Raw genomic sequence first — 25,061 nt, 5'->3', positions numbered from 1 at the left:
ATCGGTTTCAACTGTTCCTCCCGTTCATTGCGCCTTCGCTCGATGGTTCCCTCATATCGAACGTCGGCAACTCATCGAGAACACCCATATCGCAGTCGAACGGGCTCGGGAGTTCGTCAACGAACGCTCGCACGAATCCGTCCGCTCCCGGTTCGATAATTACCTCCGCGTCTGCGTGTACCGTCTCACCTTCATCGTTTTCGTTTGTCATTGGGACGAGTACGGGAATGCCCCGGTCAATATATTCCCCGGAGACGTTTCTGAGCGCCTCGCTCTCCGTATCGAGGTTGCCGTCCGTATCAATCGTCCCAACGACCTCGTCCCGTTCGTAGTCGATAATCTCGACCGTCACATTTCCATCGTCTACCGATTCCATCCCCTCGACAACCGATCGATCGAACGATTCGTCCATCCACTCCTGAATTTCGCTGGCATCGGCGTCGGGATCGGGGCGATCGGGTTCTTCCATGAGTTTTTGTTGGAGTTAATACTCGTTTGATAGTAGCAGTTAATCTTCGCCTCCAAGCGCCCACAACGCCATATCGAGCGTCCGGAGACTCACATCGTACTCATTCGCAAGCGTCCAGCAGGCACCGAGATACAGCAAATACTCCTCAATGGTGGGATCATCCGACAACTCTCGATCGACGTATCCCATTTCGTATAACGCCCCCCATGCTCGGACGTCGATCACCGTATATCGATCCGGGTTGATGAACAGCAGTATCGCCGATGCAACGGGAACTCCGACTCCCTTAATCGACGTAAGCGCATTGACCTTCTCCCCGACAGCGCGTGCGTTCACAGCGGTTTCTATCGCCCGTCTGATCTGCTCGTCGGAGTTCGATCGGATGTGCCTGAGCGTCGGTTTCTCGAACGCTGTTCCAACTTTCCACTTGATTATCCATTCGAGGTCGTCCTGAGTCCATTCACCGCTCGAAAACACCTCGGGAAGCGTCTCGATACGTTCGAGTTCTTCCTCGTAAATCGGGTCCTCGTAGTCGTTCACTTTCTGCTCAAGCAAACGGCGACTCAAATTCATTGACTCAACCGAAACTCTCGACTGACTTAGTATTAACCACAAAAAATTGTGGTTACAGATACGATTGTTAGTGTCTACAACCACGCCTTGACCCCCTCTGAAGCAGTCAAATTGCGTATTCTCGTCATCAAATGCGACCACGGGTTGATTGGATGACGCAAGCAGACGAACGCGTACTCGAGTTTCTACACGAGAAGGATATTGTCGCAACGCCAACGGTGATTGCTGCCAATATCGACTACACTTCTGAATACATCTCACGACGATGCCGCAAACTCACTGATGCGGGTCTATTACAACGTGTTGACGCTTCGAATTACCGCCTCACCGATCTCGGATGCCGCTTCCTCGATGGGAATATTGACGCCGATGAAATCAAACAACCAGAATAACACTTGGAATCATACTCGGCGACATCATCCGTCAAAAAATCTAACTAACGTCCTCTCACGTATACACTACTATATGCGGAATGACGTTAATTACCCGAATTGACATATTTGTCAACTTGGAAGCGAAACATCGAAGGACGGATTGACCGTGTCTAATGACCTATCCACCCACACTCCCTTTCGTCCGCTCTTCTCATACGTGACGTGCCCTTCCTCTTCCAACTTGTCCAAAACCCTTCCGACCTGCCGATTTTTGATTTTGACCTCTGAATGTGCAGCAATATCGTCTGTTGACGCGCGCTGTATTTCTGATAACGCCCGAACGACCTGCCCGTAACCGCGTCCACGGTCGGACACGCGTCCTTTGGCAGAAATTGGCATCCAATCCGGAATCGCAGCGGTGTGAACGTATACCGTTGCTCCGTTCGTATCCCGTCCGAACCGCATAATTGCCTGAGTGACTTCGAGTTCACGCATATGGTGGAGAACCTCATCGCCGAATTCGCTGAATGAAAGATTCATTCCCTTTCCATTCGAATCTGTCTGTTCACCTAGAAATGACGCCCATTCTTCGACGTAATCATATCCGTAAACTTGTGATCCAATAACGATCCCGACACGGGACTGACCATATTTATTCGATCCTTTGATATTTCCATAATGATCGTAGTATGCAAGCTCGTTCAACGCACCCACCTTTTTGTATTTCACTACTGCCTTTTTTGTTGTGATGAGGGCGGGTGAATCACGATGTTTCGAACACACTGCTTCGATCAGCGCCTTTTCCTTCTCTGGATCTACGTATTTCCCACCGCTGTAATGTTTCGCATCGGAAGTGGTTCGGATGACAGTCAAACTGAGAACGTCTCGCACGTACTCACGTCGCTCATCGTCGGTGAGAATTTGCTTATGTTCAAGCATTTCGTTCGCACCGAGCCCACATCCCAATACGATGTTCCACATCCGCCACGATGGTGTCCCATCTAACCCAATAACGTTTCTCGCATCGGTCAATCTGGGTGGACGTAGAACCCTGACTTTGCCACTTTCTCGGTTGTAAACCCCTGCCTCGTGCCCCAAAGTCGAGCATTCCCATTTGCCGTCAATCTGTTCGGAGTTCACGAGGGTGAAGACGATGTGAGGTGCCAGTGCGTGTGTTTGTCCAGTTGGATCGTCAAGAACCGCCGACGGATTATCCAATTGTCCGATCGGTATGTCGTTAAGCACTTTCAGTGCGGCATCCCGATACGATGGATCTAATCGATTTGTAATCAAATCCGTGAAATCATTGAACGGAATGTTTGTACTCGATTTAAGAAAATCCGATACCGCGACACTTGGATTGTCGAAATCCGTGACGAAGTCATCTTCGGGAAATTCATCGAATACAACGACTCGACCATTGACCGCCGGATGAACATATGCGTAAGTGTAGTGTCCAATCAGCACATCGGCATCGAAATTCCGCGTCTCATCATACGGACATTCGTTATTTTCCGTACAGGGGAGTGGTTCACCGAAGAATCGATTTGCATGATTGTGGATGTCTCGGCCAGAGACGCCTCGATCGTAGATGCGCTTCACCTGCTGTTGCCATCCGTCCCCTTCGTCTCCGCACGCCGTAGGGCAATCGTTGAGAAATGACGGGAGGATTTGAAACTCGAAATTATCGTTGTACTCTTTTTGATAATCCTTGCACCACTCTTCATACTGATCATACAAATCATGGCGAGCTGTGAGAATCGTAACCGGGGAATCAGTTTCGCGTGCGGCGGGGATAACGTTGCTACTTTTCCCGATGCTGGGCAACGCATCGATCAACACGTTGTCACCGTTTTCCATCGCACGCACAATTTCCCGCCGACAACGTTGATTGGCGGATCGTTTCGTAACGGTACCCTGCGCACCGCTCATCGGTTATCACGTTCACGGGGAACAATGCCTATATGTCTACGGAATGTACTCTTGATTGCGGCAACCATTGCTTTCAACGACCCTAGTTTGCGTGAGTCGATAAACTCTCGGTGGGCTGTAAGGAAATATCTCTAGAACAATCACGATTGTCGTTAATCAACGACCTGAGTTTACCCCATACGTCGTTAAATAGGTTAAACGGGGAGAGGCGCAGACGTTTCCCGTCTAAGCGGAGGAAGAGTCATTCCGATGGATGACACGGAACCAGCACCTCCAACCGCTCACGTCGCCTGCTGCTAACGCGTTCTCGAAGGAAAATGGAGACAAAAACCGAGGATTTGAAAAATAGGTCCCGCAGTGAGAAGGAGAGTATACTATTGAGCGTAATTCGGTGCGCTGGAATAGCGGGGAGATCAAGTTCAAGAGTTCCGATTTGTTGTTTAGAATGGTGATGCGTTACAAACATTGCGCGTAAGGGACGTCAGTGAAGTACGCCTCAGTCATCCATCGGGAATAGACGAATTGACCCTAATTATCACGCAGAACTAAGTTGGTGCGGTTCGTACTTCGGCACGACCATGGGTGATCCTGAACGTCTATCGGCGGACACATTATACGATCTCCTATCCCACCACCGCCGGCGTACGATTCTTGAGTTGCTTTTGACCCATGAACGGAAGTTGACGTTATCGGATCTCACGAATGAAATTGCCGTGCGAGAATATGACGATGAAATCACGGAAATCCCGGGGGACAAAATCGTGGACATCCATATCTCGCTTTATCATGTACATATTCCGAAGTTGGCAGAAACCAAGATTATTGAGTACGACCAATCACGCGGTGTCATTGGCCCGACAGAGGATCTTCAAAAATTAGAATCACAACTCCCCCCCCAATTATTGAATGGGATACCTCTTCGGAATAACCGTCAAATCATTCAAGGTACTCATTGCGGAGACGACAGCACATTCGCGTCTCTCCCGATCCGGGATCAATAGGATACATCGTAGGGCACTGCACTGAAACACCGCTGAGATCGCCTGCTCTTGCGTCGTGTCCATTAGCGACGAGAGTGATGATACATACGCACGATGTCCACTTTCACTCATCCGACTTCATTTACCACACTCTCGGGCGTCGAATGACGTGAAACGCAAGCAAGCACGAAGTCGCGCGTTGTAGCGGGTTCAAATCTCTCGGTGGATTCCCATCAAAACTGGACGAATTGCTTCGCTGTATGGCGATTGTGGTTCGACCCGTAACAAGTATGCCGCCTCCCGGATTTGAACCGGGGACAGCTCGATCTTCAGTCGAGTGCTCTCCCAGTCTGAGCTAAGGCGGCGCATTTCTACATCTGTTGATCGTATAAAAAAGGGTTTCGAAGCGAAGCCACTGCGAGAGTGATTACCACTGACTTACTCGAGGTCGCCCAGTCTGTCTCCGGTTAGGAACAGCGATCCAAAGTAACGCAGTGGATACACTCGAGTATACCAACAATTGATTGCGGTCTGTTGGATTTGTAGATATTCAAGACACCCTTTTCTGGTCTGACGGGTAATATCATGTTATGGAAGCACTTACCTCGGATCAGGACGTCGAAAACCTCTCTGCAGACACTATCCTCGAGTTGCTGGCAAACCGTCGGCGGCGATACCTTCTCTATGCACTTCGTGGACGGGACGACCCAATCGAACTCTCAACGCTCGCCGAGCAGGTCGCCGGCTGGGAGCTGGATGTTCCACCAGACGAGGTGGCGAAAAACGAGTACAAGAGTGTCTACGTCTCTTCTGTGCAGTGTCACGTTCCGAAGTTAGCCGACGCAGGTGTTGTCGACCACGACGAGGAGAACCACACTGTCGTTCTCTCAGATAACTTCGAACAACTCGAGCCCTACCTTCGTGTCGTCGTCAAGGACGAACCGGAGAATTCGATTCTTCATGGCGCCCTGCAGACGGAATCTGGCGATGGTCTGCTGGGTCAAATCCGGGAAAACGTTGCGCGGCTCAAACATTAGAGCCGCTGAGCGTTTAGCGGCGATACGAGTGTGTGACTGTCGATGACCGCTCCGCCCGAACGTGGTTCTGACGGCTCAGATCTGATTGTCGACAATGTATCCTCGAGTTACCGGTACCTGGACAGCCGACACCGAGAACAGCATCGCTCGACAGCCTGCACTTCGACCTGAGCGGACAGCACGTCATCAGTTTTCGACTGGGGGCTGTTCGACCGACGCAACCTGTTCTGTAACCGGTTCTTACTCGAGAGACTGTCGTGGCTACTCAACTGACACGAGCCATAGATTGATCAGATAGCGTGAAATAGCAGCCGAAAATGGGCCGAGAGCACACCCCACGAGAACTCCTCGGGCGCGCGGTTGCGACAGTGCGGACAGAAGGCGTACTCGAGTTGGTCCACCGAAGCGTCCCGTATCTCAGACGCCGACGGAATCGGCTTTGGAAACAACTCCTTGCCCGCATGGGAGGGGTTCCTGCTGCGAGGGCGTACTTGCGAGCGCGCCGGTGGGTTCGGCCTGCATCGATTACTGACACAGACCCTTTCGCCCGGCTGTGGATCGATCCTGCACGGATCGACGCTCAGGTACGGACGACGTCGAAACGCTGGGGTCGGGTTGTCGATGGCGGCTGGGATCGAGCGGTGTTTCCGTTCGACGAAACCAGCGCCTATCGAAGCGTCGTAGCACACTTCCAGCAAGGAACGCCCTGGTCGGAGACTGCCGAGTTCGAACAGTATCGCGACCGACTCGAGGCCGGTGAACAACCGAAAGGCTGTACGACCGAAGACGAACTAGAGGCACGATTCGAGGAACTCGATGCGATTTGCGATCGGATCGCGACTGATGGATATCGTTCACAGCCGGAACTCTGGTCCGACCGGCCCGAGTATCAACGGACCGTCTTCTACAAGTGGGACCGGACGATCGATCCGCGACTCGACGAGGTGACCGTCAGTATTGGTCGAGATGGTCGGTTGTTACATAGCGACCGCGGCGATCATCGACTGGCAATCGCGAAGTTGCTTGAGTGTCGAACAGTTCCAGTTCTGGTTCGACGCCGGCACATACACTGGCAATCGATCCGCGCGGAAATCGCGGCCGCCACTCGACCATCTGATCTGACTGCACAGGCCCGAAGACATCTCGAGCATCCCGATGTGCGTGATTTGCACGAGTTCGAGCTGTCGGCGACCGAAACCGAAACGGCAGCAACGAGTGGAGATCGCTCACCGGCAACCGTCGACGAGTAAGAAATCACTCGATACCTGCGTCGACACTGACACAGCCACCGGCTTCGATGCTTCAGTGGCTTCGTAACTATCCGGGAACACCGGAACTGGAATAGACGAAACGTATGCTCGACACCCGAGACAGCACGTCGTTCCGGCCAGCGCCAGTCCCGGAAGAATGGCACCCGCATTCGAACGCCGGTATCGTCGGCGTCCGAATCGCGCCAATGGAGGACGAACGACCATCCGCGTCGGAGTGGATCTGGTCGTCGCGGTGGCTGGACCTCACCGCCAAGCGATAGTCAGTTACTGAGTGTCCGAAAACGATCTCAAACGGGGGACTGCAGCCAGATCGCCGTCTGTTGCTCACTGTGACACGCCCCTTCGAAGACGATCAGTAACAGCAAGTTAGTCCGAACGCCGGGGTACGTCGTGGAGATCTGGATGGTCGGGAATCACACCGGTTCGTGCGTACTGATCCCGGCGACGCATCCAGTCTCGGTGACGGACGAGCACACCAATGGGAATCGTCTCGAGATCAAGTAGTTTCGCGATCGCCAGACGGTGACGGCCGTTGACGAACAGGAGATCGCCATTACGGCCGATGTCCACGAGTACTTCTTCGGTGACGCCGAGCAGCGAGTCGAACCCAAGCGCCTGCTGTGACTGGTAGCCATCCTGCCGGATGCGCTCGTAGAGCGCATCGATTCGAGCACAGCGCTCGAGGATGGCCTGACGGGTCGTGAGACTCCGCCAGGACGGGATGCCGTCGTCAGCCAGTTCGAGACACCGCGCAACGAATGGCGTCTCGGTCCAGTCGGTCCCACCGACGAAGTGGGCCGCCATCGATTGGAAGAAGACGCTCTCTTCGAAGCGATCCGCGCGATAAAGGTCATAGCGCTCCCGGTAGTCGTCGTCGGTGATGACGACGTCCTCGGTCCGGTCCCAGTCACCGTCGCGAACGGTGCCAAGCTGTGTGGCCTTCTCGTGATATGGCGGATACGGCCGACCTGTAAACGATCGAATGGTGTTTGGATCGGCCGTGAGCGTCGCAAACGGATCCGGCGGATGATCAAACTGATCGAAATCGTCCGTAAGTGTTCGTCGCAGATACACGTTCTTCACAGCGGTCGGGGCAGCCACTGGAAGCGCCGTATAGACGTTCTCGAGCGTCTGCAACGGCAGCCACGAGCGATCACCGAGCGACATGCAGATACGGACACCAGACCGAGGGAAAAAGCGACAGAATCGTTCACAGCCGACGTTCATCCAGAAGTGACCCTCTTCTATTTCATAACGTTCTCATAACAATACCTGACCGAGTGGTCGTTCGATCCGAACACATGTCTACCGAGGATCTTACGCGTCGCGAAAAGCTCCGGGGGTTGTACCTGGTCGCGACCTACCGGCCGGCCGTGACGCTCTTTCTCGTCCTCTTCAGTGGCATCGTCGCTGTCCTCGAGGGTGTCGGTGTGAGTTTTATCATTCCGATCATTGAAATCGCACAGTCATCCGGCGAGACAGCAGCCCAGGAAGATGGGATCATCGGCATGTTCTTGACTGCGTTCGAGTTCGCTGGGATTCCGTTTACACTCGGCTACATCGTGTTGACCGTCGGTGCGGTCATCACGGTTCGATATCTCTCATCGTTTGTCGTCGCGTGGATGCGCGTCTCGCTCCGGACGAACTATGTCCGTGAGCTCCAGTCTCGAGCGTTCAGAACAGCGCTTGACGCTCGAGTTGCGTACTTCGATACCGAAGGCTCCGACGACGTGCTCAACGCGATCGTCACGCAAGCGGAGTACGCCGGAAAAGCGATCAGAGACTTCATCCGGTTTTTTGAACAGGTGCTGTTGATTGTGGTCTACCTCGCAGTCGCGTTCTACATCTCACCGCTCATGACGATCGCTGCAGGAGTGTCGATCGTGGCTCTGACGGTTCTCATCCGGAACGTTCTCGAGGGTGGGTACGACGTCGGTGAACAGGTGGCCGACGCAAACGAGGGGATTCAACGGAACGTCCAGACGGGAACGCAAGGGATCCGAGACGTGAAGCTTCTCGGCATGACTGATACGTTGTACGAGCAGTTCTCGACACACCTCGATCGGTTTACCACCTCGTCGATCAAACTCGGCCGTAACGAAGCCGCGATCAGTTCCGCCTACAACCTTTCGATCGCTCTGTTAGTGTTCGGGTTGATTTACGTCTCGATAACGTTCGCTGATCTCTCCCTCGGCGCGTTGGCCGCGTTCCTGTTCGTCATGTTTCAGGTCGGCCCTCGTGTCAGCAGCGCTAACGAGTACTTCTACAAGGTCGAAGGACGGCTCCCACATCTGGTTCGGACCCAGCAGTTTATCGAGGAACTCGAGGCGAGCCAGGATATCCAGGGCGGCGACCGGTCGGTCCCAGAAACGGCGACGCCGATCGCGTTCGAGGACGTTTCGTTTGCCTACGAGGACGACGAGCCAGTGTTACAAGATCTCTCGTTTCGTGTCGGCGACGGAGAGTTCGTCGCGTTCGTCGGCCAGTCCGGCGAAGGCAAGTCGACGATCGCGGCGTTACTCGCCCGGCTGTACGCCCCTGATGACGGCACGATCACCGCTAACGGAACGCCAATCGACGAGTTCGACACCGAAGCGTGGCGGTCGCGAATCGCGTTCGTCCGCCAAGATCCGTATATCTTCAATGAGACACTGCTCGAGAACATCACCGTCGGCAACCCTGACGCATCCCACACAGCGGTGCACGAAGCCTGTGAAATCGCCCAGGTCACCGAATTCCTCGACGAGTTGCCCAACGGCTACGACACTGAACTCGGTGACGACGGCGTCCGCCTCTCCGGTGGTCAGCGCCAGCGTGTCGCCCTTGCTCGAGCCCTCCTCGAGGACGCAGACATCCTGGTGCTGGACGAAGCGACGAGCGACCTCGACGCGACCATCGAACGACGCGTTCAGGACGGGATCGAGTCGATGGCCCAAGAGTATACCATCGTCGCGATTGCTCACCGGCTCTCGACCGTTCGCGATGCCGACCGCATCTACGCACTCGAGGACGGAACCATCGCCGAATGCGGTGAACACGGGCAGTTGCTCGAACAGGACGGGGCGTATGCAGAGCTCTACGCAGTCCAGTAGGCGGCATCTTCGCGAGTGCTCTCAGTCGATCAGTTCTCCGGGCAGGATCGTTCGGACTCGAGCGGTGCTTTCGTGAGGAGGCTGTCGCTCACGAGTTGTTCGGGACACCAACAGTGGGCTTGGGCGGGTTCGGACCGAAGCAAGACGATCACTCTCGCATCCGCTCGAGTGCTGCGACTTGCAGGGCACGAACCGCCACTCGCAGACAGTTCTGTGGCTCACGAATCGATTCGCCACAGAAATGGGCTCGGGCGGGTTCGAACCAGAATCAGACGTGCTCGCTTCGCTGCGCGCGACTGATAGAGTTCGACTCGCCCTCGGTACAGTCCTGCTGCTCGCGATATTGCTCGCCGCAGGAATGGGCTCGGGCGGGTTCGAACCACCGACCTCGGCCTTGTAAAGGCCGCGTCATGACCAACTAGACCACGAGCCCGCATTCGACAGAAGTCACCCCGTCCGAATAACCTTTACTTTCTGGCGTCGGAGAACTCGGCATGGCTCTCGAGCGTGTCTGGTCGGTTCTAGTAACCGTTCTCGCCGTTTCACTGATCGGCCTGCTCGTTTTCCAACTCGGGATTGTGACGCCACCGTGGGCGGAATCGGAGGCCGACGTGCGCGTGCTCGACGGCGACACCGGCGACGAGCTGGCCGCAGTCGATGTCGAGGTCGCAGATACACAAGCCGAACGCTACACCGGGTTGAGCGACCACGAATCGCTCGCGGACGGTGAAGGGATGCTGTTCGTTCACTCGAGTGAAGACGAACGCACCTACGTCATGCGCGAGATGGATTTCGATATCGACATCATCTTCATCGGCGCTGACGGCGAGATCACGTCAATCGAGCACGCCCGCGCGCCAGAGCCGGGCGAGGACGGCAACGACCTCCAGTACACTGGGCAGGCGAAGTGGGTCCTCGAGGTACCACGTGGTTACGCCACTGAAACTGGAATTGAGGCCGGCGACGAGGTCGATATCGACTACAAGTGAGACGGACTGCTGTACCGAGTTCTTGGCACGACCGCAGGATGGGTCGGGACGGAGTTGACGGACAACGGTCCGTCTGAGGCGCTTGATTCGAGCCGGCGTGTGACTGTCGCAAACGCTTATCCCCAGCGCTCCCCGAGGCGGATGTAATGCAGGACGTCGACTGGGAGAAAGACGACCCGTTCGAGGACCAGCGGGACCAGGTCGAGAGCCCGATGCGACGGCTGCTCTTCGAGTACGGTCGTCCGTACTGGTTTTCCGTCACTGTCGGGCTCATCTCGAGTGTGCTCGCGCGAGCGCTTGATCTGTTACCTGCACTCTTGCTTGCGGTTGCGATCGACGCCATCTTCGGCGATGCCGTCTTCGCCGAACAGGTGCCGTTCGTGATCCTGCCGGAGGCGTGGCTGCCGGCGACGGCCGACGGACAGTTCAGGTTCGTCGCCATCGCCATCGCGGCCTCGTTCGTCTTCGGCGCGCTGTTTCACTGGCTTCGAAACTGGGGCTTTAACGCCTTCTCACAGGAGATCCAACACGACGTTCGAACCGCAACCTACGACAAGATGCAGCGACTCGATATGGAGTTTTTCGCCTCGAAACAGACCGGCGAGATGATGTCGGTGCTCTCAAACGACGTCAACCAACTCGAGCGCTTTCTCAACGAGGGGATGAACTCTGCGACCCGGCTGATCGTAATGGTAGTCGGCATCTCCGCGCTGTTGTTCTGGCTCAACCCGCAGCTGGCGCTGGTCTCGCTTGCGCCCGTGCCGTTGATCGCGGGCTTTACCTACATCTTCGTCAAGAAGATTCAGCCAAAGTACGCCGCGGTCCGTTCCTCGGTCGGCAAGGTAAACTCCCGCCTCGAGAACAACCTCGGCGGGATCGGCGTCATCAAATCCTCGAACACGGAAACGTACGAATCGGACCGTGTCGAGGACGTCTCCCGGAAGTACTACGACACGAACTGGGAGGCGATTTGGCTTCGAATTCGGTTTTTCCCCGCTCTGCAGCTGATCTCGGGGATCGGCTTCGTGCTGACGTTCGCCGTCGGCGGCTACTGGATCTTCACCGGCAGCGGCCCAGGTCCGTTTACGGGCACGCTCCAGACCGGGACGTTCGTCGCCTTCATCCTCTATACGCAGCAACTCGTCTGGCCGATGGCCCAGTTCGGCCAGGTGATCAATATGTACCAGCGCGCCGCGGCCTCGAGTGAGCGTATTTTCGGCCTGATGGACGAGGAAGGCCGGATCGAACGCGAAAAGGGGGCCGAGGTGATCGAGGTCAGCGAGGGAGCCGTCGAGTACGACGACGTGAGCTTCACGTACGAGGATCACGGTGTGTCACGCACTGCAGACGAGAACGAGAGTCCATCGAGCGACGACCAGCGCGACGAGCGGGACGGCGACACTGACAACAAGATCATCGACGGCATCTCCTTCGACGTCGACGGCGGTGAGACGGTCGCACTTGTCGGACCGACGGGGGCCGGGAAATCGACCGTCCTCAAGCTTCTGCTCCGACTGTACGACGTCGACGAGGGCGCGATCCGGATCGACGGCCAGGATATTCGAGAGGTCTCGCTGTCGAGTCTCCGCCAGTCGATGGGCTACGTCGGCCAAGAGTCGTTTCTGTTCTATGGCAGCGTCGAAGAGAACATCACCTACGGCTCGTTTGACGCGAGCCGCGAGGAGATCGTCACCGCGGCCAAAGCCGCAGAAGCCCACGAGTTCATCCAGAACTTGCCCGACGGGTACGACACGATGGTCGGCGAACGCGGTGTGAAGCTCTCGGGCGGCCAGCGCCAGCGCGTCGCGATCGCCCGTGCAGTGCTCAAAGACCCCGATATCCTCGTCCTCGACGAGGCGACCAGCGACGTCGACACCGAGACCGAAATGCTCATTCAGCGCTCGATCGACGAACTGACCGAGGATCGGACCACGTTCGCCATCGCTCACCGACTCTCGACGATCAAAGACGCCGATCAGATCCTCGTTCTCGAGGACGGCCGGATCGTCGAGCGTGGCAGCCACGAACAGCTGCTCGGAAACGATGGACTCTACTCACATCTCTGGGGTGTCCAGGCCGGCGAAATCGACGAACTACCACAGGAGTTCATCGAACGCGCCCAACGCCGCCAAGCACGGACAGAAGTCGAAACCGACAACTGAATTGTCGGCTATCGTAGCCACTGACCGTCACTGCACACCGAATCGCACGACTGCTGTGCGATGTGTGTGGACATCGGTTCCGTTGTTACTATCTCTCTCCCAGCGCATCCACACGCTGGCCTCCGGTTGTGCCGGGACCGACTGCCAAACAACCATCGGTACGGCCGACACTAGAACGACTCCTGTTCTCGCTGTCCATCCTGACCTGGCGCACCCTCGTCCTGACGGTCCTCGCCAGCTGCAGGCGGCGTGCGATCGCTGTAGTTTTTCCGTCCGATTGCCTCGTCGCTGACCATGCTCATGATCGCCTGTCTGACTTCGTCGGCCGAGCCGTACTCGTCTTCGTTGAGCGGTTCGATGAGTTCCTCGAGCGTCGCCGTCTCCTCACCCATCTCGATTTCTCTGTCGCCGTGCTGGTCGAACAGTTCGTCTTCGCTGATCGGATACGCGTGGCTCTCGAGGTCGTCATCGAGGTCGCCGAGTTCGACGCCGAGTGTGCGACTATCGTCACTCATACTCGAGGGATAGACGAGGCGTCTGAAACCAGTTGGCCCTGCGTTCGCCATCGGGGGCACGGGCCGCATCGACAACGCCGACTCTCCTGATCGACGGTCACGAAAGGATAATAGCTAGTGCGACTGCAAGCGCTCCGATCACGGCAGCCGGACCGACTGCAGCCACGCTCCCGTCAAGCACAGTGAGTCCGGCGAGCAGTCCAATCGACACCGTCGCCGACCCGGTGTGGTACGTCACCCGCGGTGTTGGAGACGAGTGAAACCGTCGATGACCGAGTGCCCAGACAGCAAGCGCACCTGCTGCGAGTGCTGCATACGTCACTGATCGGCCCGCAGCGCCGCTGATGGCTATCGCGACGAGTGCAAACCCAAGTGCCAGTGTGAAGGCACTCGTGACTCGATCGAACCGCGAGCGCTCGAGGAGCCACACCATCGCCACGAGATAGGCAACGCCGACGGCGATTCCGGCGACGATATCGCCCGGGTAGTGGACGGCGAGGACGACTCGAGAGAGACTGACTGCGAGGATGATGACGCCCGCAACGGCGAACCGAACGCGCCGTGTTCCGTTCCGAACAGTCAGTGCCAGCAGGCCGTAGGCGACAGTTGCCCCAAGCGCGTGCCCACTCGGAAAGCCGTAGCCACTGAGCGTCACCGTAGAGACGTAGACCGACTCGAGCGCTGGTGGTAACGCACCAGGAGTCGCTGCGACGAGCGCCGGTCGGGGTAACGCGAAACTGTGTTTGAGTGCCGTCATGACTGCCAATCCGCCGACGACGACGCCAACCATCCAGACTGCAGACGGCATTTCGGATGTGTTCGTCGCCCCTTGCTGCGGTGGACTGGCTCCGCCGGTGGATCGTTGCCACGTGAGCAGCCACGAAGCCGCGATCGTGATCGAAATCACGACCCAGACGTCGCCAAGACGCGTGACGAGCGCAGCCAAGAGCAAGAGCCACTCGGGCATCGATCCGTGAAGCGTCTCGAGGAGCTCGCCGCCGCGATACATACCAGTCAGTCCGACAGACGACGATATAGCAGCCGGAGTGGCACCTGCAAGCCCCCGAAAGACGTGCCCTGCCCGACGCAGTCACCGAGGGTTTCATGCCCACGCCGTGGGAGTATTTCCGCATGAATCTCACCGATGCAACGTGGACAGATATCCGCGACCTCGAGACCGACCTCGCCGTCGTTCCCGTCGGCAGCACAGAACAACACGGCCCTCATGCACCCCTCGGGACAGACGTCCTGACCGCCGAGGCGGTCGCCGACGCCGGCCTCGAGCGATTTGACGACGACGTCGTCCGCGCGCCAGCGATCCCGGTTGGCATCGCCGAAGAGCATCGCCAGTTCCCCGGCACAATGTGGGTCTCTCCAGAGACGTTTCGAAGCTACGTCCGTGAGGCAGTCGAGAGCCTTGCCGCCCACGGTTTCGATCGCGTCGTCATCGTCAACGGCCACGGCGGCAACGTCGACGCCGTCCGAGAGGTCGGCGCGACCGTAACGCGAGCCGGCGACGCCTACGCTGTCCCCTTTACCTGGTTCGAGGCCGTCGGCGAGCACGCCGCCGAGATGGGCCACGGTGGCCCGCTCGAGACCGCCTTGCTTCGCCACTGCGAACCCGACCTCGTCCGTGAGGACCGGATCGACGAGGCGAGCGCTGGCAGTGCTGAACGCTGGGGCGAGTGGGTGAGCCACACGAACCTGGCCTACGATTCGGCCGAGTTCACCGACAACGGCGTCGTCGGCGACCCAAGCGCGGGCGAAAAAGAGCGAGGCGAGGAACTACTCGAGTTGGCTGCGGACGCACTGGCTCGGTTGCTCGAGGCCGTTGCCGAGCGAGACGTCTCACGACCCGACCGTCGGTAGTGGGTGTACAGTGGGGCGATAGGCAATTCGTCCGCGGTGTGTCTGGCGGCAGTTTTGGCGTTATTCTTCGTCCGCTGGTTCATCTTCGTCTTCTGCCGCCGCTTCTTCATCAGCGTCTTCGTCGGCTTCGGCCGTGCTCCCGGCGTCCTGGAGCGTCCCGCGAAGCGCCGGAATCGTCGAGGTGAGTTCGCCAACCTGTTCGCCCGCCTCGGCGATGTCCGCGATCGCGTCTTCGAGGTCGGCGATCTCTTCTTCGAGGTCGTCGGCGTCCTCGAACGCGTCGGCTCGCTGGCCCATCGTGAACCACTTTTTGGCGTCACGAAGATGTTCCTCGGCATCGCCGACGTTCAGTGCGGAGTTGAGGCCGTTTAACACACCCAAGACGTTGTCGGCGTCTGTCTCCCAGACGTCATCGGCGCTGGGGAGTGTCCCCCATCCGTCCTCGAGTGAGGATTCGACGTCCGCGCGCATCTCGTTGGCTGCTTCACCGAACAGTTCCTCGTCGTCGCCGAATGTCGCTTGACTCATACGTGTTCTTTCACCGGGACTGGGTTTAAAAGGTAGCCCGAAAGTGAAAGTGAAAACTGGGAGGAGAGGCGCGGTCTCGAGGGGACGGCCGATCGATTTCGAAAGGTATGACCTGTATTTGCCACCGAGTTTGCAGTGTGCTCACTCACGATCTCGGAACTCGTCGTACGGAACCGAGATCACAGCGACGAGCACCGCGAGAGCGAGAACGACCGCCGCCACGAAACTCGTGTGAGCCTCCGAGACGTGTACTGCCACAGCGACAACTGCGAGGACGAGAGCGATGAGCAATCCCAACTGGTGAAGATCGCTTCGCAGAGACGGCGAACTCGAGGTCGTCATCTGAAACTCCTCGGAGTCGTGCCATGGGCGTTCGACGTCGTCGTCGTCCGGTGGATCGTTCGGTCGGCTCTTACTCATCATCACCCCGAAATCATGTCGGGAAGAAGATATGACTACCGTCGAGGAACGCGCCTTCCGTACCCGTTGAAACCGTCCGTCGCCGCTAGCAGTCGCCGTCGCGAACGGAGACAACCCGCATCAACGGATAGCCGTCTTCCATGTCCATGCGCGTCACGACTGCATAGCCCTCGTAGTCGACGACGATCTCGACCTCGAGAAATCGGCCTGTTAGCTCGGTGTAGTCGGCCGTCGAATCGGCGAGTTCGGCCTCGAGTTCGTCCATTCGCACGTCGACAGTGACGTCGGTACAGTGGGGCTGGTTCTCGATCGACTCCTCCATCGCCGTTACGAGACTGGGTGCGCTCTCAGGAGCGATCGGTGTGCCGGCGAACTGGTGGTACAGCGTGCCGAACTTGATACCGGCCTCGAAGCAGGCGGCCTCGGCGTCGGTCGGGGTTTCATCAGTCGACATGCGTGAGGCCTCGCGTGCCGTCGGGAAGTCGATTCCGGTCCAGAGCGTGGCTGGAGACGGTCACTCGAGAGGGATACAGTGTGCAACGGTGGCGTATCGAATGCGATGGACGACCACGACAGCGCGGAATCGCACGTTACTTATCGACGGTATGCCTCACTTCGAACGAATGGCACAGTCGGTCCTGCTTACTGGGGCTGCGGGGCGAGTCGGGACAGCCATCCTTGGCGGCCTCGCAGACGAACACGAGTGGCGTTTACTGGATCGCGATCCGCCGACGGACGATCACCCGGGCGAGTTCGTCGTCGCAGACATTACCGACAGGGAAACTGTCCGGGAGGCGATGGACGGCATCGATGTCGTTATCCACCTTGCGGGTGACCCCCGGAAGACAGCACCGTGGAAGAGCGTCCTGACGAACAACATTGACGGCACGCAAACCGTCTACGAGGCTGCCATCGACGCCGGGGTCGAAAAGGTTGCGTTCGCCTCCTCGAACCACGCCGTCGGCGCCTTCGAGACCGAAGAGCGCACTCCCGAAATGTACCGTACAGACGACGATTACCTGCTTGATGGGACGGAACTTCCCCGGCCAGGGAACCTCTATGGCGTCTCGAAGGTCACTGGCGAAGCGCTTGGCCGTTACTACCACGACGAGTACGGCATCTCGGTCGTCAACGTCCGCATCGGCAACCTCACCGAAGGTCACCCACCGATCGACTACGAGCGTGGCCAGGCGATGTGGCTCTCCTACCGCGACTGTGCACACCTGTTCGATCGCTGTATCCGTGCCGACTACGACTACGAGATCGTCTACGGCATCTCCGACAACGACCGCAAGTACTACTCGATCGAGCGCGCTCGAGAGGCACTCGGTTACGAGCCACAGGACAACTCCGCCCACCACGACTGAACACCGCCTTGGCTTTTCTCGATCACTGATCTCGAACGCGCACGATTCATACGGACTGCTGTAACGATTTCCCGCCGATCGCCAGGATGGGGTCGGCGGTCATTGATTACAGTAGACCGTATCAGAACAGTCCGTCGACGTCTGCTTCTCGAGCCTGTCGCCTGCCGACGTGGTCGCGCAGTCGCTGATAGATGATTCCGCGATGGGCCTCCTCTCGGACGAACGCAAACAACAGTGCGATGAACTGGCTGCCGTCATCGCCAGCCTCGAGGTCTCGCTCAGCGTACGTTCGGGCCTGCACAACTGGCGTTTCGTCGAACCCCAACTCGTCGGCAAGCACAGTCGCCGCAATCGCCGTCGGCGCGAACTCGAGTGTTGCAAGCGTTGGTCGCTCGCCCTCGTGTTCGAACTGAACAGGTGGCTGACGCTCTATGCGTTCTGGATCCGCTGCAAGCGCCGTGAGAAACGCCCGGATCGGCGGAAGATTGACACCGTGGTACTCAGGCGGTACCGCTTCGAGATACTCACGGGCGCTCGCTGCCAGTCCAACAGCCCCTTCCCAGTTTTGCTCGTGGGCGTGGTGTACAGCAGCCGTACACTGAATCAGCCCGTGGAGCAGTTGCTCATCATCAGTGCCTGACTCGAGGTCGAGCCAGTGTTCTTCCCAGGCGTCGTGGGCGGCGTGGTAGTAGCCCGCGTTGTAGATCGCGGCCCCTGCCCGGAGCTGGTCGCGCATAGCTGGCGTAGGCACTCGAGCCTCGAGAGCGTGTCGGCCCGTCGAAAAATCGTGCGCGGTGAGCTGCAACGCCGGATATATGCCGCCTCCGGCGGGGCGGGCAGACAACTGTGGAAGGGGAATAGCAAATCCCTGACCGGTTACTTGCCGCCACCGGTCATGGCGGTACTCGATGAAAGACTGGAGTACCGTATTATTATGCAGGTGCTTCGAGAACCGTGTCTACTGGTTACAACACACAGGATCTACACGAGACACCGTTAACAGACACCTACCAGTTACCGTGACGGGTTCGAAACCGGCCGTAACAGGTCCCGTCTCCACTCGTGAGATTACTCGAAGCCGTCCTCCCACCGAAACCGGCCGTTTCGCTGGACGACCTCGCCATCGATCTCGAGTCGTGAATCTTCGCTGACGTCGGTGATCATGTCGACGTGGATCGCGGATTCGTTGCCGGACTCCCCTTCGGGAAGGTTCGCGTCGTAGGCTCGCCCGAGCGCGAGATGGACCGTCTCGCCCATCTTCTCGTCGAAGAGGATGTTGTCCGTATAGCGGTCGATCCCGCGATTCATCCCGATCCCGAGTTCGCCGAGTCGACGCGCACCGTCGTCAGTGTCGATGATTTCAGCGATGACGTCGGCCCCCTGCTCGGCATCGTACTCGACTACTTCGCCGGCTTCGAACTCGAGGCGAACGTTGCGGACCGCATCTCCATGAAGCGTCATCGGGACGTCGAAGGTCACCGTCCCCTCAGTGGCGTACGGTGCGGTAAACACCTCGCCACTGGGCAGATTATGCGAGTCGTAGACCACCGAAGCAGCGCTGTTGACTGCCGTTCGATCGTCGATTCGCATCGTGAGATCGGTGTCAGTCGAGACGAGCCGGACTTCCGAGCCGTCGTCGAGCAACTGTTTCAGTCTGGCCATCTCTTCGGCCAGTGACTCCCAATCTCGAAGAATCGCGTTATACGCGAACTCCTGGTACGCTTCGTAGGCCATGTTGGCTTGCTGGGCGAGCGAACGTGTCGGATGGACCGTCGACACCCATCGAGTATCCAGTCGCGTCTCGCGGATTCCAGCTCTGGCGCTGTTGTAGGCCTGCCGAGTTGCACCCGGAACATCCGCCGTTGCACTCGTGTTTCGACCGCCCCCAAGCGAGAGATACACATCTGCCTGTTCGACCAGTGCGAGTTCGTGGGCCGGATTCTCCTCGAAGTCGCCATCATGAGCTCGGAGATACGCGCGCGTGATCTCGCCGGAGCTGTAGGTTGCAAGCAGATTCGCGCCCCGACTGCCAAGCGTCTCGGCGACTGCAACCGCAAGCTCGTGGGCATCAGGCCCCACTGCGAGCACGACGTTATCGCCCGCCTCAACGCGAGCGCTCCAGTCGACCAGTACCTCGGCGTGTTTGCGAACGCGTTCGTCCATACCGGTTACTCTCGAGGGTGGCCACTAAACGCTCTCCGTTCGCCATCATACGTCAGTGTTCAGTTCACCGGCAAAACGATCGCCCGGGACGCAACAGCCGAAATCAACCCAGCGAAGACCAGGCGGTAGCTGAATCTTCGGCACCTTCCTGTTCACTGGAGCGGACAACCGACACAACAAGATCGCCGATTGGTGTCTCAGCGATAGTAAGAGCGAGTTGCAGCAGGTGCTGGCCAACCATCAACGTAAAGAGTACTCCGACACCGAAAACAGGCCAAACACCAAAGAACACGGGCGCGAGCAAAAAAGCGGTGGCAACGAACATGATGATCCTGGTGGCCTGGCTGCTCGCTGCCGAGGCGGCGTTTCGCAGCCAGTGAAGTCGCGGGTCCAGTACGATCACGTCCCTTTCTGGCGAACGATAGAGACAAGCAGAGTACCAAAAACGTCCGCAAACTGACCCGCAGGATCGGGGCCGGCTGCTGGTGTGGCGATTATCGACCAGACGGGCGCGAACACGACGAAGTTCATCGCAAACATGATGTTAACCACATCATATTGCGCCCGCCGACCGTACAGTTCCACAGAACAGTCACTGGCCAGAAACCGTAGCGCAAAGGCGAGGGCCGTTCCCGGAAAGACGAACTCTGTGCCGGCGATCGGAAATCGAGACTGCCAATCAGAAGGCAAGCACCTTCGACGCAGTCAACTGCGCTGTAACAAACGTCTCACGAACACTCGATGAACGCTACCTGGGTGATCTCTGCCCGCGGCGAGCAGACGTCTCTGAGTGGGTTCTGCAACAATGCGTCTTTCGGGCCCACCGACACGATTCGAGAGTCGTCTCAGATCTCGAGTCGCTTGTTCAGTCGGTTCACGCGTCGCATCGGAGCGCGTCTGAACCGAACGTATCACTCAACCGAAAATGGAATCGGCCGGTAGCAACCCTAAACCGTGACATCTCACGGTCATGAGAAATATTTAATCAGTATAAGCACACTTCTAAACGCAGAAAATAAGGCTTGAGAGGCGAATTTTCAGCTATTTCACTTACGTGTGTGTCTGGTTCTCGAGAGGACGAGTATAACACAACTGTTATACGTGGCGGGGCACACTCTTTGATTGCAATGGCGAAAGGAAACGTTGATTTCTTCAACGACACAGGCGGCTACGGTTTCATTTCGACGGACGACGCGGACGATGACGTTTTCTTCCACATGGAAGACGTTGGCGGTCCGGACCTCGAAGAAGGCACAGACATCGAATTCGATATTGAACAGGCCCCCAAGGGCCCCCGCGCCACCAACGTCACCCGCCTGTAATACGGCTTCTTACGTTCGGTAACGGGTTTCACATTCAACTATACATTCTTCAGACACCTACTTCGAACGCGACAGCGTTGCCTCGAGTTTGTTCGGGGCTGCGATGTCGATAGCGACGCTGGTTTCATTCCAGAGCCAGTAGTACTCTCTTACTGATACCAAGCCGATTGCTCAGTGTTGTTACTCTAGTTAGTCTTCCAAAACGCCTTTGCAACCGTTGATACGAGAACGATAACAAATAGTCGGTTAGTTGGTTTGTCTGTGTGGTAGCACAATGGACGATCTGACCGGATTTCAACGCGATCTCCTGTACGTGATCGCTGGGGCCGACCAACCGTCTGGCCAAGACGTAAAAGAAGAAGTCGAAAAATATTACAGTAGTGAAATTAACCACGGCCGGTTGTATCCCAATCTCGACACGCTGGTTAATAAAGCACTTGTCGAAAAGGGACAGCTCGACCGGCGGACAAACTACTACGCGATCAGCGATCGCGGACTCGAGCAGATCGAAGCCCGCAGAAAGTGGGAGGAACAGTATCTCGACTGAGGGTCAGACGGCTGTTACAACATATCCCACCCGCCTTACACTGCCCCACTCTCATCGCCATGGTCAGACGCCGACAGAACTCAAGCCGTGTATCCGCAGAATCCAGTGCCGTTGCGGATTTTATTACTTTGCCGGTTGTTCGAACGGTCCGCGACTCGCGCTCGAGTCGGTGTCTAACAGCTCGCGCTCGAGCACACATACGACACATACGTTGGACAGCGTTCATTTAAAAATCGAATCTTAAAACAGCTGCTGTATGGATATTGAGTATGAATGGAGGCGGCGAAACGGATTTCCCAGAGGCTCGCGCACTCCAGTACTCGCCGGAACGCAGGCAGGCTTATCTTCCGTGTTCGGGATGGGTACGGGAGGAACCCCGCCGCTGTGGCCGCCGTAACGCCGATCAACGGAATCGAACCGTCGTCAAACCGTAATCGGTGGTCTCTCTGACCGTGTGTACGTGTAGTCCAGTTTGCGTCCGGACCCGTTCTCGCGTCACGGATCCAATGCGATGTAATATGAATGTGTGGCTTGGCCGATTAGTGCTCGCGGACTCAACGCCTCGTTGCCTTGGCGCGTACATCCCGAGTCTATCGATCTCGTCTTCTACGAGTGGCCTCAGTGGTATCTCTTTTCCAAGTGGGTTTCGAGCTTAGATGCGTTCAGCTCTTACCCCGTGGTGCGTGGCTGCCCGGCACGTGCTCTTTCGAACAACCGGTACACCAGTGGCACCCATTCGTAGTTCCTCTCGTACTATACGAACGTTCTCGTCAGATACCTCACACCCCCAATAGATAGCAGCCGACCTGTCTCACGACGGTCTAAACCCAGCTCACGACCTCCTTTAATAGGCGAACAACCTCACCCTTGCCCGCTTCTGCACGGGCAGGATGGAGGGAACCGACATCGAGGTAGCAAGCCACCCGGTCGATATGTGCTCTTGCGGGTGACGACTCTGTTATCCCTAAGGTAGCTTTTTTGTCAGCAATTGGCCGCATCAAGCAGCCTAATTGGTTCGCTAGACCACGCTTTCGCGTCAGCGTCCGTCGTTGTGCCGGACACTGTCAGACTTCCTTATGCTCTTGCGCTCTTTCTCGGGTCTCCGACCCGAGTGAGGAAATCTTGGGGCGCGCTCGATATCTTTTCAAGCGCGTACCGCCCCAGTCAAACTGCCCGGCTACCAGTGTCCTCCGCCAGGAGTGAGAGTCGCAGTCACCATCGGGTAGTATTTCAATGCTGCCTCGGTGGCCCGCTAGCGCGGGTACCTGTGTAACGGCTCCTACCTATGCTGCACAATGGCGACCACGTCTCAGTGACAGCCTGCAGTAAAGCTCTATAGGGTCTTCGCTTCCCCTTGGGGGTCTCCAGACTCCGCACTGGAACGTACAGTTCACCGGGCCCAACGTTGGGACAGTGGCGCTCTCGTTGATCCATTCATGCAAGCCGCTACTAAAGCGGCAAGGTACTACGCTACCTTAAGAGGGTCATAGTTACCCCCGCCGTTAACGGGTCCTTCGTCCCCTTGTAAGGGGTGTTCAGATACCCGCACTGGGCAGGATTCAGTGACCGTACGAGTCCTTTCGGATTTGCGGTCACCTATGTTGTTACTAGACAGTCGGAGCGCCCGAGTCACTGCGACCTGCCTCTTCGCGAGGCAGGCATCCCTTATTGCGAACGTACGGGACTAACTTGCCGAATTCCCTAACGTCGGTTGCTCCCGACAGACCTTGGCTTTCGCCGCCACGAGTACCTGTGTCGGATCTCGGTACGGACAGTGTGCTCGCCTTTTCACGGGCTCTGGGTTGACCTGACTTGCGCTATCCTGCCGTTCGCTCGCTTCGTGCCATTACGGCTTCCACGAACTTTGACAGTTCGACTGGGCGAAAGCCCAGCTCAGGCGGCCCCAAAGCGTTGGCTTTGGATGCACACTGGCATAGGAATATTAACCTATTTCCCTGTTGTCAGCTTCGACTTACGGGCTGACTTAGGACCGGCTAACCCTCAGCTGATCAGCATTGCTGAGGAACCCTTACTCGTTCGGCCGTCGGGGTTCTAACCCGACTAACGCTGCTACTATGACCAGGATTTTCGTTACTGAACGGTCCACATGATCTCTCGACCATGCTTCCGCCCGAACAGAACGCCAACCTACGGGATCATCCGATCAAGGATGCCGCTAGGTCTCGGTGGTGGACTTGAGCCCCGATCATTTTGGGCGCCTCAAACCTCGGCCGGTAAGCTGTTACGCTTTTCTTAGAGGGTAGCTGCTTCTAAGCTCACCTCCCGGCTGTCTAGGGCTTGAGACCACCTTCGATCGCACTTAGTCCACACTTGGGGACCTTAACCCAGCTCTGGGTTGTCTCCCTCACGGTACACAGGCTTACCCCGCGCACCGGACTCCCTGCGTCAAACGGCGTTCGTAGGTTCGGAGTTGGACAGGGGGGCGCACTCCTCTCGGAGTGCGGTCCCCCAATCCGTTGCTCTACCCCACGAACTACCTCGGCAGAGGTCATGCTTCGACATGTTTCGGTTGGAACCAGCTGTTTCCGGACTCGATGGGCCTTTCACCCCTAGACGTAGATCACGAGAGGGTATTGTAGGACACCAACTCTAACAGGCCTCCACGTGCCTTTCGGCACGCTTCACCTTGTCCACGCCTAGATCGTCCGGTTTCGGGTCGTGCCCGTTTGACTCCCCGCGCTTGAACACGGTGACCCTGGTGCAAAGCACTGCGGTCATATCGGTTTCCCTACGCCTTCCCTGATGATCAGGTTAGACTCGTCAAACAGGCACACTCCCTGGTTCGTTTTTCAAAACGTACGACAGAACACCGGCTTCCCGTACGGCTTACTACAGGCTCGCGCCTGATTCATTTGATACGGGACCTTTCGTGCCCTGTCGCTCTATCGCCAACTGAGTTCACGCCCTATTGCACCTCCCTTTGTGGGGTGCTTTTCAGCGTTCGTTCACACTACTTGTTCGCTATCGGTCTTGAGGAGTGTTTAGTCTTCGCGGTCGATGCCCGCGATATTCACGAGGGATATCCAACCCCCGATACTCTGGAGCTGACTCGTTCCGTACTCGACGACACTACGGGACTGTCACCCTGTTTCGTGCTCTATTCCAAGAGACTTCCTGTCGTCTTTCGAGAAGTGATCGTCAGTCCGAACACCACATTGCCCGAAGGCTTCGGTTTGGACTGTGTCGCGTTCATTCGCCATTACTAACGACATCACGTTCGTTTTCTTTTCCTGTCGATACTAAGATGTTTCAATTCTCGACGTTCCCCATTGCGCGAAGCAATTGCGGTGGGGATTCCCATTCGGAGATCCCAAGTTCTTTGCCTCCGTGCGGCTCCCTTGGGCTTATCGCAGCTTGGCACGTCCTTCTTCAGCTCTCAAGCCGAGCGATCCACCAGCTGGCACAGTAGCCACGTTCATCGGATCGGCGT

General features: G+C 57.3%; 25 protein-coding genes, 2 tRNA genes and 2 rRNA genes. 12 read left to right on the top strand and 17 right to left on the bottom strand.

Features of this window, described 5'->3' with window-relative positions; translation table 11 throughout:
- Window positions 1-7 precede the first annotated feature (7 nt).
- Together DV706_RS08440 and DV706_RS08435 are read right to left on the bottom strand one after the other, a co-directional pair.
- A complete protein-coding gene (locus DV706_RS08440) occupies window positions 8-469 on the bottom strand; it encodes a hypothetical protein (RefSeq protein WP_006065062.1) in 462 nt (153 codons plus the stop codon).
- Between the two features lie 39 nt (window positions 470-508).
- Window positions 509-1,009, bottom strand: a complete 501-nt coding sequence (locus DV706_RS08435; RefSeq protein WP_240756743.1) for a hypothetical protein — start codon at window positions 1,007-1,009, stop codon at window positions 509-511.
- Between the two features lie 164 nt (window positions 1,010-1,173).
- Between DV706_RS08435 and DV706_RS08430 the strand changes: the two genes are divergently transcribed.
- A complete protein-coding gene (locus DV706_RS08430; RefSeq protein ID WP_006065064.1) occupies window positions 1,174-1,434 on the top strand; it encodes a helix-turn-helix domain-containing protein in 261 nt (86 codons plus the stop codon).
- A 111-nt stretch (window positions 1,435-1,545) separates the two neighbouring features.
- On the opposite strand, the gene DV706_RS08425 is transcribed toward DV706_RS08430, so the two are convergent.
- Window positions 1,546-3,348 (bottom strand): hypothetical protein, encoded by a 1,803-nt coding sequence (locus DV706_RS08425; RefSeq protein WP_136350840.1) that lies wholly within the window; start codon window positions 3,346-3,348, stop codon window positions 1,546-1,548.
- Between the two features lie 578 nt (window positions 3,349-3,926).
- On the opposite strand from DV706_RS08425, the gene DV706_RS22560 reads away from it, so the two are divergent.
- On the top strand, window positions 3,927-4,349 hold the full coding sequence (locus tag DV706_RS22560; protein ID WP_449406812.1) for a DUF7344 domain-containing protein: 423 nt from the start codon (window positions 3,927-3,929) through the stop codon (window positions 4,347-4,349).
- A gap of 270 nt (window positions 4,350-4,619) precedes the next feature.
- Here the strand turns inward: DV706_RS22560 and DV706_RS08415 are convergent.
- Window positions 4,620-4,693, bottom strand: a tRNA-Phe gene (locus tag DV706_RS08415).
- Between the two features lie 225 nt (window positions 4,694-4,918).
- On the opposite strand from DV706_RS08415, the gene DV706_RS08410 reads away from it, so the two are divergent.
- The 3 genes from DV706_RS08410 to DV706_RS21720 all read left to right on the top strand — a co-directional run bounded on the left by DV706_RS08410 (window position 4,919) and on the right by DV706_RS21720 (window position 6,896).
- Complete coding sequence (locus DV706_RS08410; RefSeq protein ID WP_006065067.1) at window positions 4,919-5,365, top strand: DUF7344 domain-containing protein; 447 nt, start codon at window positions 4,919-4,921, stop codon at window positions 5,363-5,365.
- A gap of 317 nt (window positions 5,366-5,682) precedes the next feature.
- A complete protein-coding gene (locus DV706_RS08405) occupies window positions 5,683-6,615 on the top strand; it encodes a hypothetical protein (RefSeq protein WP_006065068.1) in 933 nt (310 codons plus the stop codon).
- A gap of 104 nt (window positions 6,616-6,719) precedes the next feature.
- On the top strand, window positions 6,720-6,896 hold the full coding sequence (locus tag DV706_RS21720) for a hypothetical protein (protein ID WP_006065069.1): 177 nt from the start codon (window positions 6,720-6,722) through the stop codon (window positions 6,894-6,896).
- Window positions 6,897-7,002: 106 nt separating this feature from the next.
- Here DV706_RS21720 and DV706_RS08400 read toward each other — a convergent pair whose 3' ends face one another.
- Window positions 7,003-7,803, bottom strand: a complete 801-nt coding sequence (locus DV706_RS08400) for a hypothetical protein (RefSeq protein ID WP_049889670.1) — start codon at window positions 7,801-7,803, stop codon at window positions 7,003-7,005.
- Window positions 7,804-7,937: 134 nt separating this feature from the next.
- On the opposite strand from DV706_RS08400, the gene DV706_RS08395 reads away from it, so the two are divergent.
- Complete coding sequence (locus DV706_RS08395) at window positions 7,938-9,728, top strand: ABC transporter ATP-binding protein (RefSeq protein WP_049889673.1); 1,791 nt, start codon at window positions 7,938-7,940, stop codon at window positions 9,726-9,728.
- A gap of 359 nt (window positions 9,729-10,087) precedes the next feature.
- Here DV706_RS08395 and DV706_RS08390 read toward each other — a convergent pair.
- Window positions 10,088-10,161 (bottom strand) — tRNA-Val (locus DV706_RS08390).
- Window positions 10,162-10,222: 61 nt separating this feature from the next.
- Here DV706_RS08390 and DV706_RS08385 point away from each other — a divergent pair.
- Together DV706_RS08385 and DV706_RS08380 are read left to right on the top strand one after the other, a co-directional pair.
- Window positions 10,223-10,717 (top strand): DUF192 domain-containing protein, encoded by a 495-nt coding sequence (locus DV706_RS08385; RefSeq protein WP_006065072.1) that lies wholly within the window; start codon window positions 10,223-10,225, stop codon window positions 10,715-10,717.
- A 146-nt stretch (window positions 10,718-10,863) separates the two neighbouring features.
- The gene (locus DV706_RS08380) at window positions 10,864-12,879 is read left to right on the top strand and encodes an ABC transporter ATP-binding protein (RefSeq protein ID WP_006065073.1); all 2,016 of its coding nucleotides are present in this window, start codon (window positions 10,864-10,866) and stop codon (window positions 12,877-12,879) included.
- A gap of 170 nt (window positions 12,880-13,049) precedes the next feature.
- Here DV706_RS08380 and DV706_RS08375 read toward each other — a convergent pair whose 3' ends face one another.
- Both DV706_RS08375 and DV706_RS08370 read right to left on the bottom strand, forming a co-directional pair.
- Window positions 13,050-13,394, bottom strand: a complete 345-nt coding sequence (locus DV706_RS08375; protein ID WP_049889674.1) for a DUF5789 family protein — start codon at window positions 13,392-13,394, stop codon at window positions 13,050-13,052.
- 97 nt (window positions 13,395-13,491) lie between these two features.
- Complete coding sequence (locus DV706_RS08370) at window positions 13,492-14,403, bottom strand: phosphatase PAP2 family protein (RefSeq protein WP_006065075.1); 912 nt, start codon at window positions 14,401-14,403, stop codon at window positions 13,492-13,494.
- A gap of 122 nt (window positions 14,404-14,525) precedes the next feature.
- On the opposite strand from DV706_RS08370, the gene DV706_RS08365 reads away from it, so the two are divergent.
- The gene (locus DV706_RS08365) at window positions 14,526-15,263 is read left to right on the top strand and encodes a creatininase family protein (protein WP_006065076.1); all 738 of its coding nucleotides are present in this window, start codon (window positions 14,526-14,528) and stop codon (window positions 15,261-15,263) included.
- A 60-nt stretch (window positions 15,264-15,323) separates the two neighbouring features.
- Here the strand turns inward: DV706_RS08365 and DV706_RS08360 are convergent, their stop codons facing one another.
- From DV706_RS08360 to DV706_RS08350, 3 genes are all read right to left on the bottom strand, one after another.
- Window positions 15,324-15,791 carry a DUF5790 family protein gene (locus tag DV706_RS08360; RefSeq protein ID WP_006065077.1) on the bottom strand — a complete coding sequence of 156 codons (468 nt, stop codon included), beginning with the start codon at window positions 15,789-15,791 and terminating at the stop codon, window positions 15,324-15,326.
- 141 nt (window positions 15,792-15,932) lie between these two features.
- Window positions 15,933-16,211, bottom strand: coding sequence for a hypothetical protein (locus DV706_RS08355; RefSeq protein WP_136350839.1), 279 nt, complete (start codon window positions 16,209-16,211; stop codon window positions 15,933-15,935).
- A gap of 85 nt (window positions 16,212-16,296) precedes the next feature.
- Entirely contained in the window at window positions 16,297-16,665 is a 369-nt protein-coding gene (locus tag DV706_RS08350) for a dihydroneopterin aldolase family protein (protein ID WP_006065079.1), read from the bottom strand.
- 169 nt (window positions 16,666-16,834) lie between these two features.
- On the opposite strand from DV706_RS08350, the gene azf reads away from it, so the two are divergent.
- Window positions 16,835-17,578: an NAD-dependent glucose-6-phosphate dehydrogenase Azf gene (gene azf / locus DV706_RS08345; protein WP_006065080.1), complete on the top strand. Its 744-nt coding sequence runs from the start codon at window positions 16,835-16,837 to the stop codon at window positions 17,576-17,578.
- A 121-nt stretch (window positions 17,579-17,699) separates the two neighbouring features.
- Here the strand turns inward: azf and DV706_RS08340 are convergent, their stop codons facing one another.
- From DV706_RS08340 to DV706_RS22040, 4 genes are all read right to left on the bottom strand, one after another.
- Window positions 17,700-18,314 (bottom strand): DUF309 domain-containing protein, encoded by a 615-nt coding sequence (locus DV706_RS08340; RefSeq protein ID WP_006065081.1) that lies wholly within the window; start codon window positions 18,312-18,314, stop codon window positions 17,700-17,702.
- A gap of 332 nt (window positions 18,315-18,646) precedes the next feature.
- Window positions 18,647-19,741, bottom strand: a complete 1,095-nt coding sequence (locus DV706_RS08335) for an aminopeptidase (RefSeq protein WP_006065082.1) — start codon at window positions 19,739-19,741, stop codon at window positions 18,647-18,649.
- A gap of 103 nt (window positions 19,742-19,844) precedes the next feature.
- Window positions 19,845-20,066: a hypothetical protein gene (locus DV706_RS22045; RefSeq protein ID WP_240756742.1), complete on the bottom strand. Its 222-nt coding sequence runs from the start codon at window positions 20,064-20,066 to the stop codon at window positions 19,845-19,847.
- 74 nt (window positions 20,067-20,140) lie between these two features.
- Complete coding sequence (locus tag DV706_RS22040) at window positions 20,141-20,326, bottom strand: hypothetical protein (protein ID WP_240756741.1); 186 nt, start codon at window positions 20,324-20,326, stop codon at window positions 20,141-20,143.
- 542 nt (window positions 20,327-20,868) lie between these two features.
- Here DV706_RS22040 and DV706_RS08325 point away from each other — a divergent pair.
- Together DV706_RS08325 and DV706_RS08320 are read left to right on the top strand one after the other, a co-directional pair.
- On the top strand, window positions 20,869-21,063 hold the full coding sequence (locus DV706_RS08325; RefSeq protein ID WP_006087767.1) for a cold-shock protein: 195 nt from the start codon (window positions 20,869-20,871) through the stop codon (window positions 21,061-21,063).
- A 274-nt stretch (window positions 21,064-21,337) separates the two neighbouring features.
- Window positions 21,338-21,610 (top strand): PadR family transcriptional regulator, encoded by a 273-nt coding sequence (locus DV706_RS08320; RefSeq protein WP_006065084.1) that lies wholly within the window; start codon window positions 21,338-21,340, stop codon window positions 21,608-21,610.
- A 274-nt stretch (window positions 21,611-21,884) separates the two neighbouring features.
- Here the strand turns inward: DV706_RS08320 and rrf are convergent.
- Both rrf and DV706_RS08310 read right to left on the bottom strand, forming a co-directional pair.
- Window positions 21,885-22,006 (bottom strand): 5S ribosomal RNA (rrf, locus tag DV706_RS08315).
- Window positions 22,007-22,131: 125 nt separating this feature from the next.
- Window positions 22,132-25,049: ribosomal RNA gene (locus tag DV706_RS08310) — 23S ribosomal RNA — on the bottom strand.
- Between the last annotated feature and the right edge of the window lie 12 nt (window positions 25,050-25,061).

The organism is Natronorubrum bangense (assembly GCF_004799645.1).
GTDB classification, from domain to species: domain Archaea; phylum Halobacteriota; class Halobacteria; order Halobacteriales; family Natrialbaceae; genus Natronorubrum; species Natronorubrum bangense.
The sequence above is the reverse complement of the archived record's forward strand: the minus strand, read 5'-3'. Positions and strand labels throughout refer to the sequence as shown.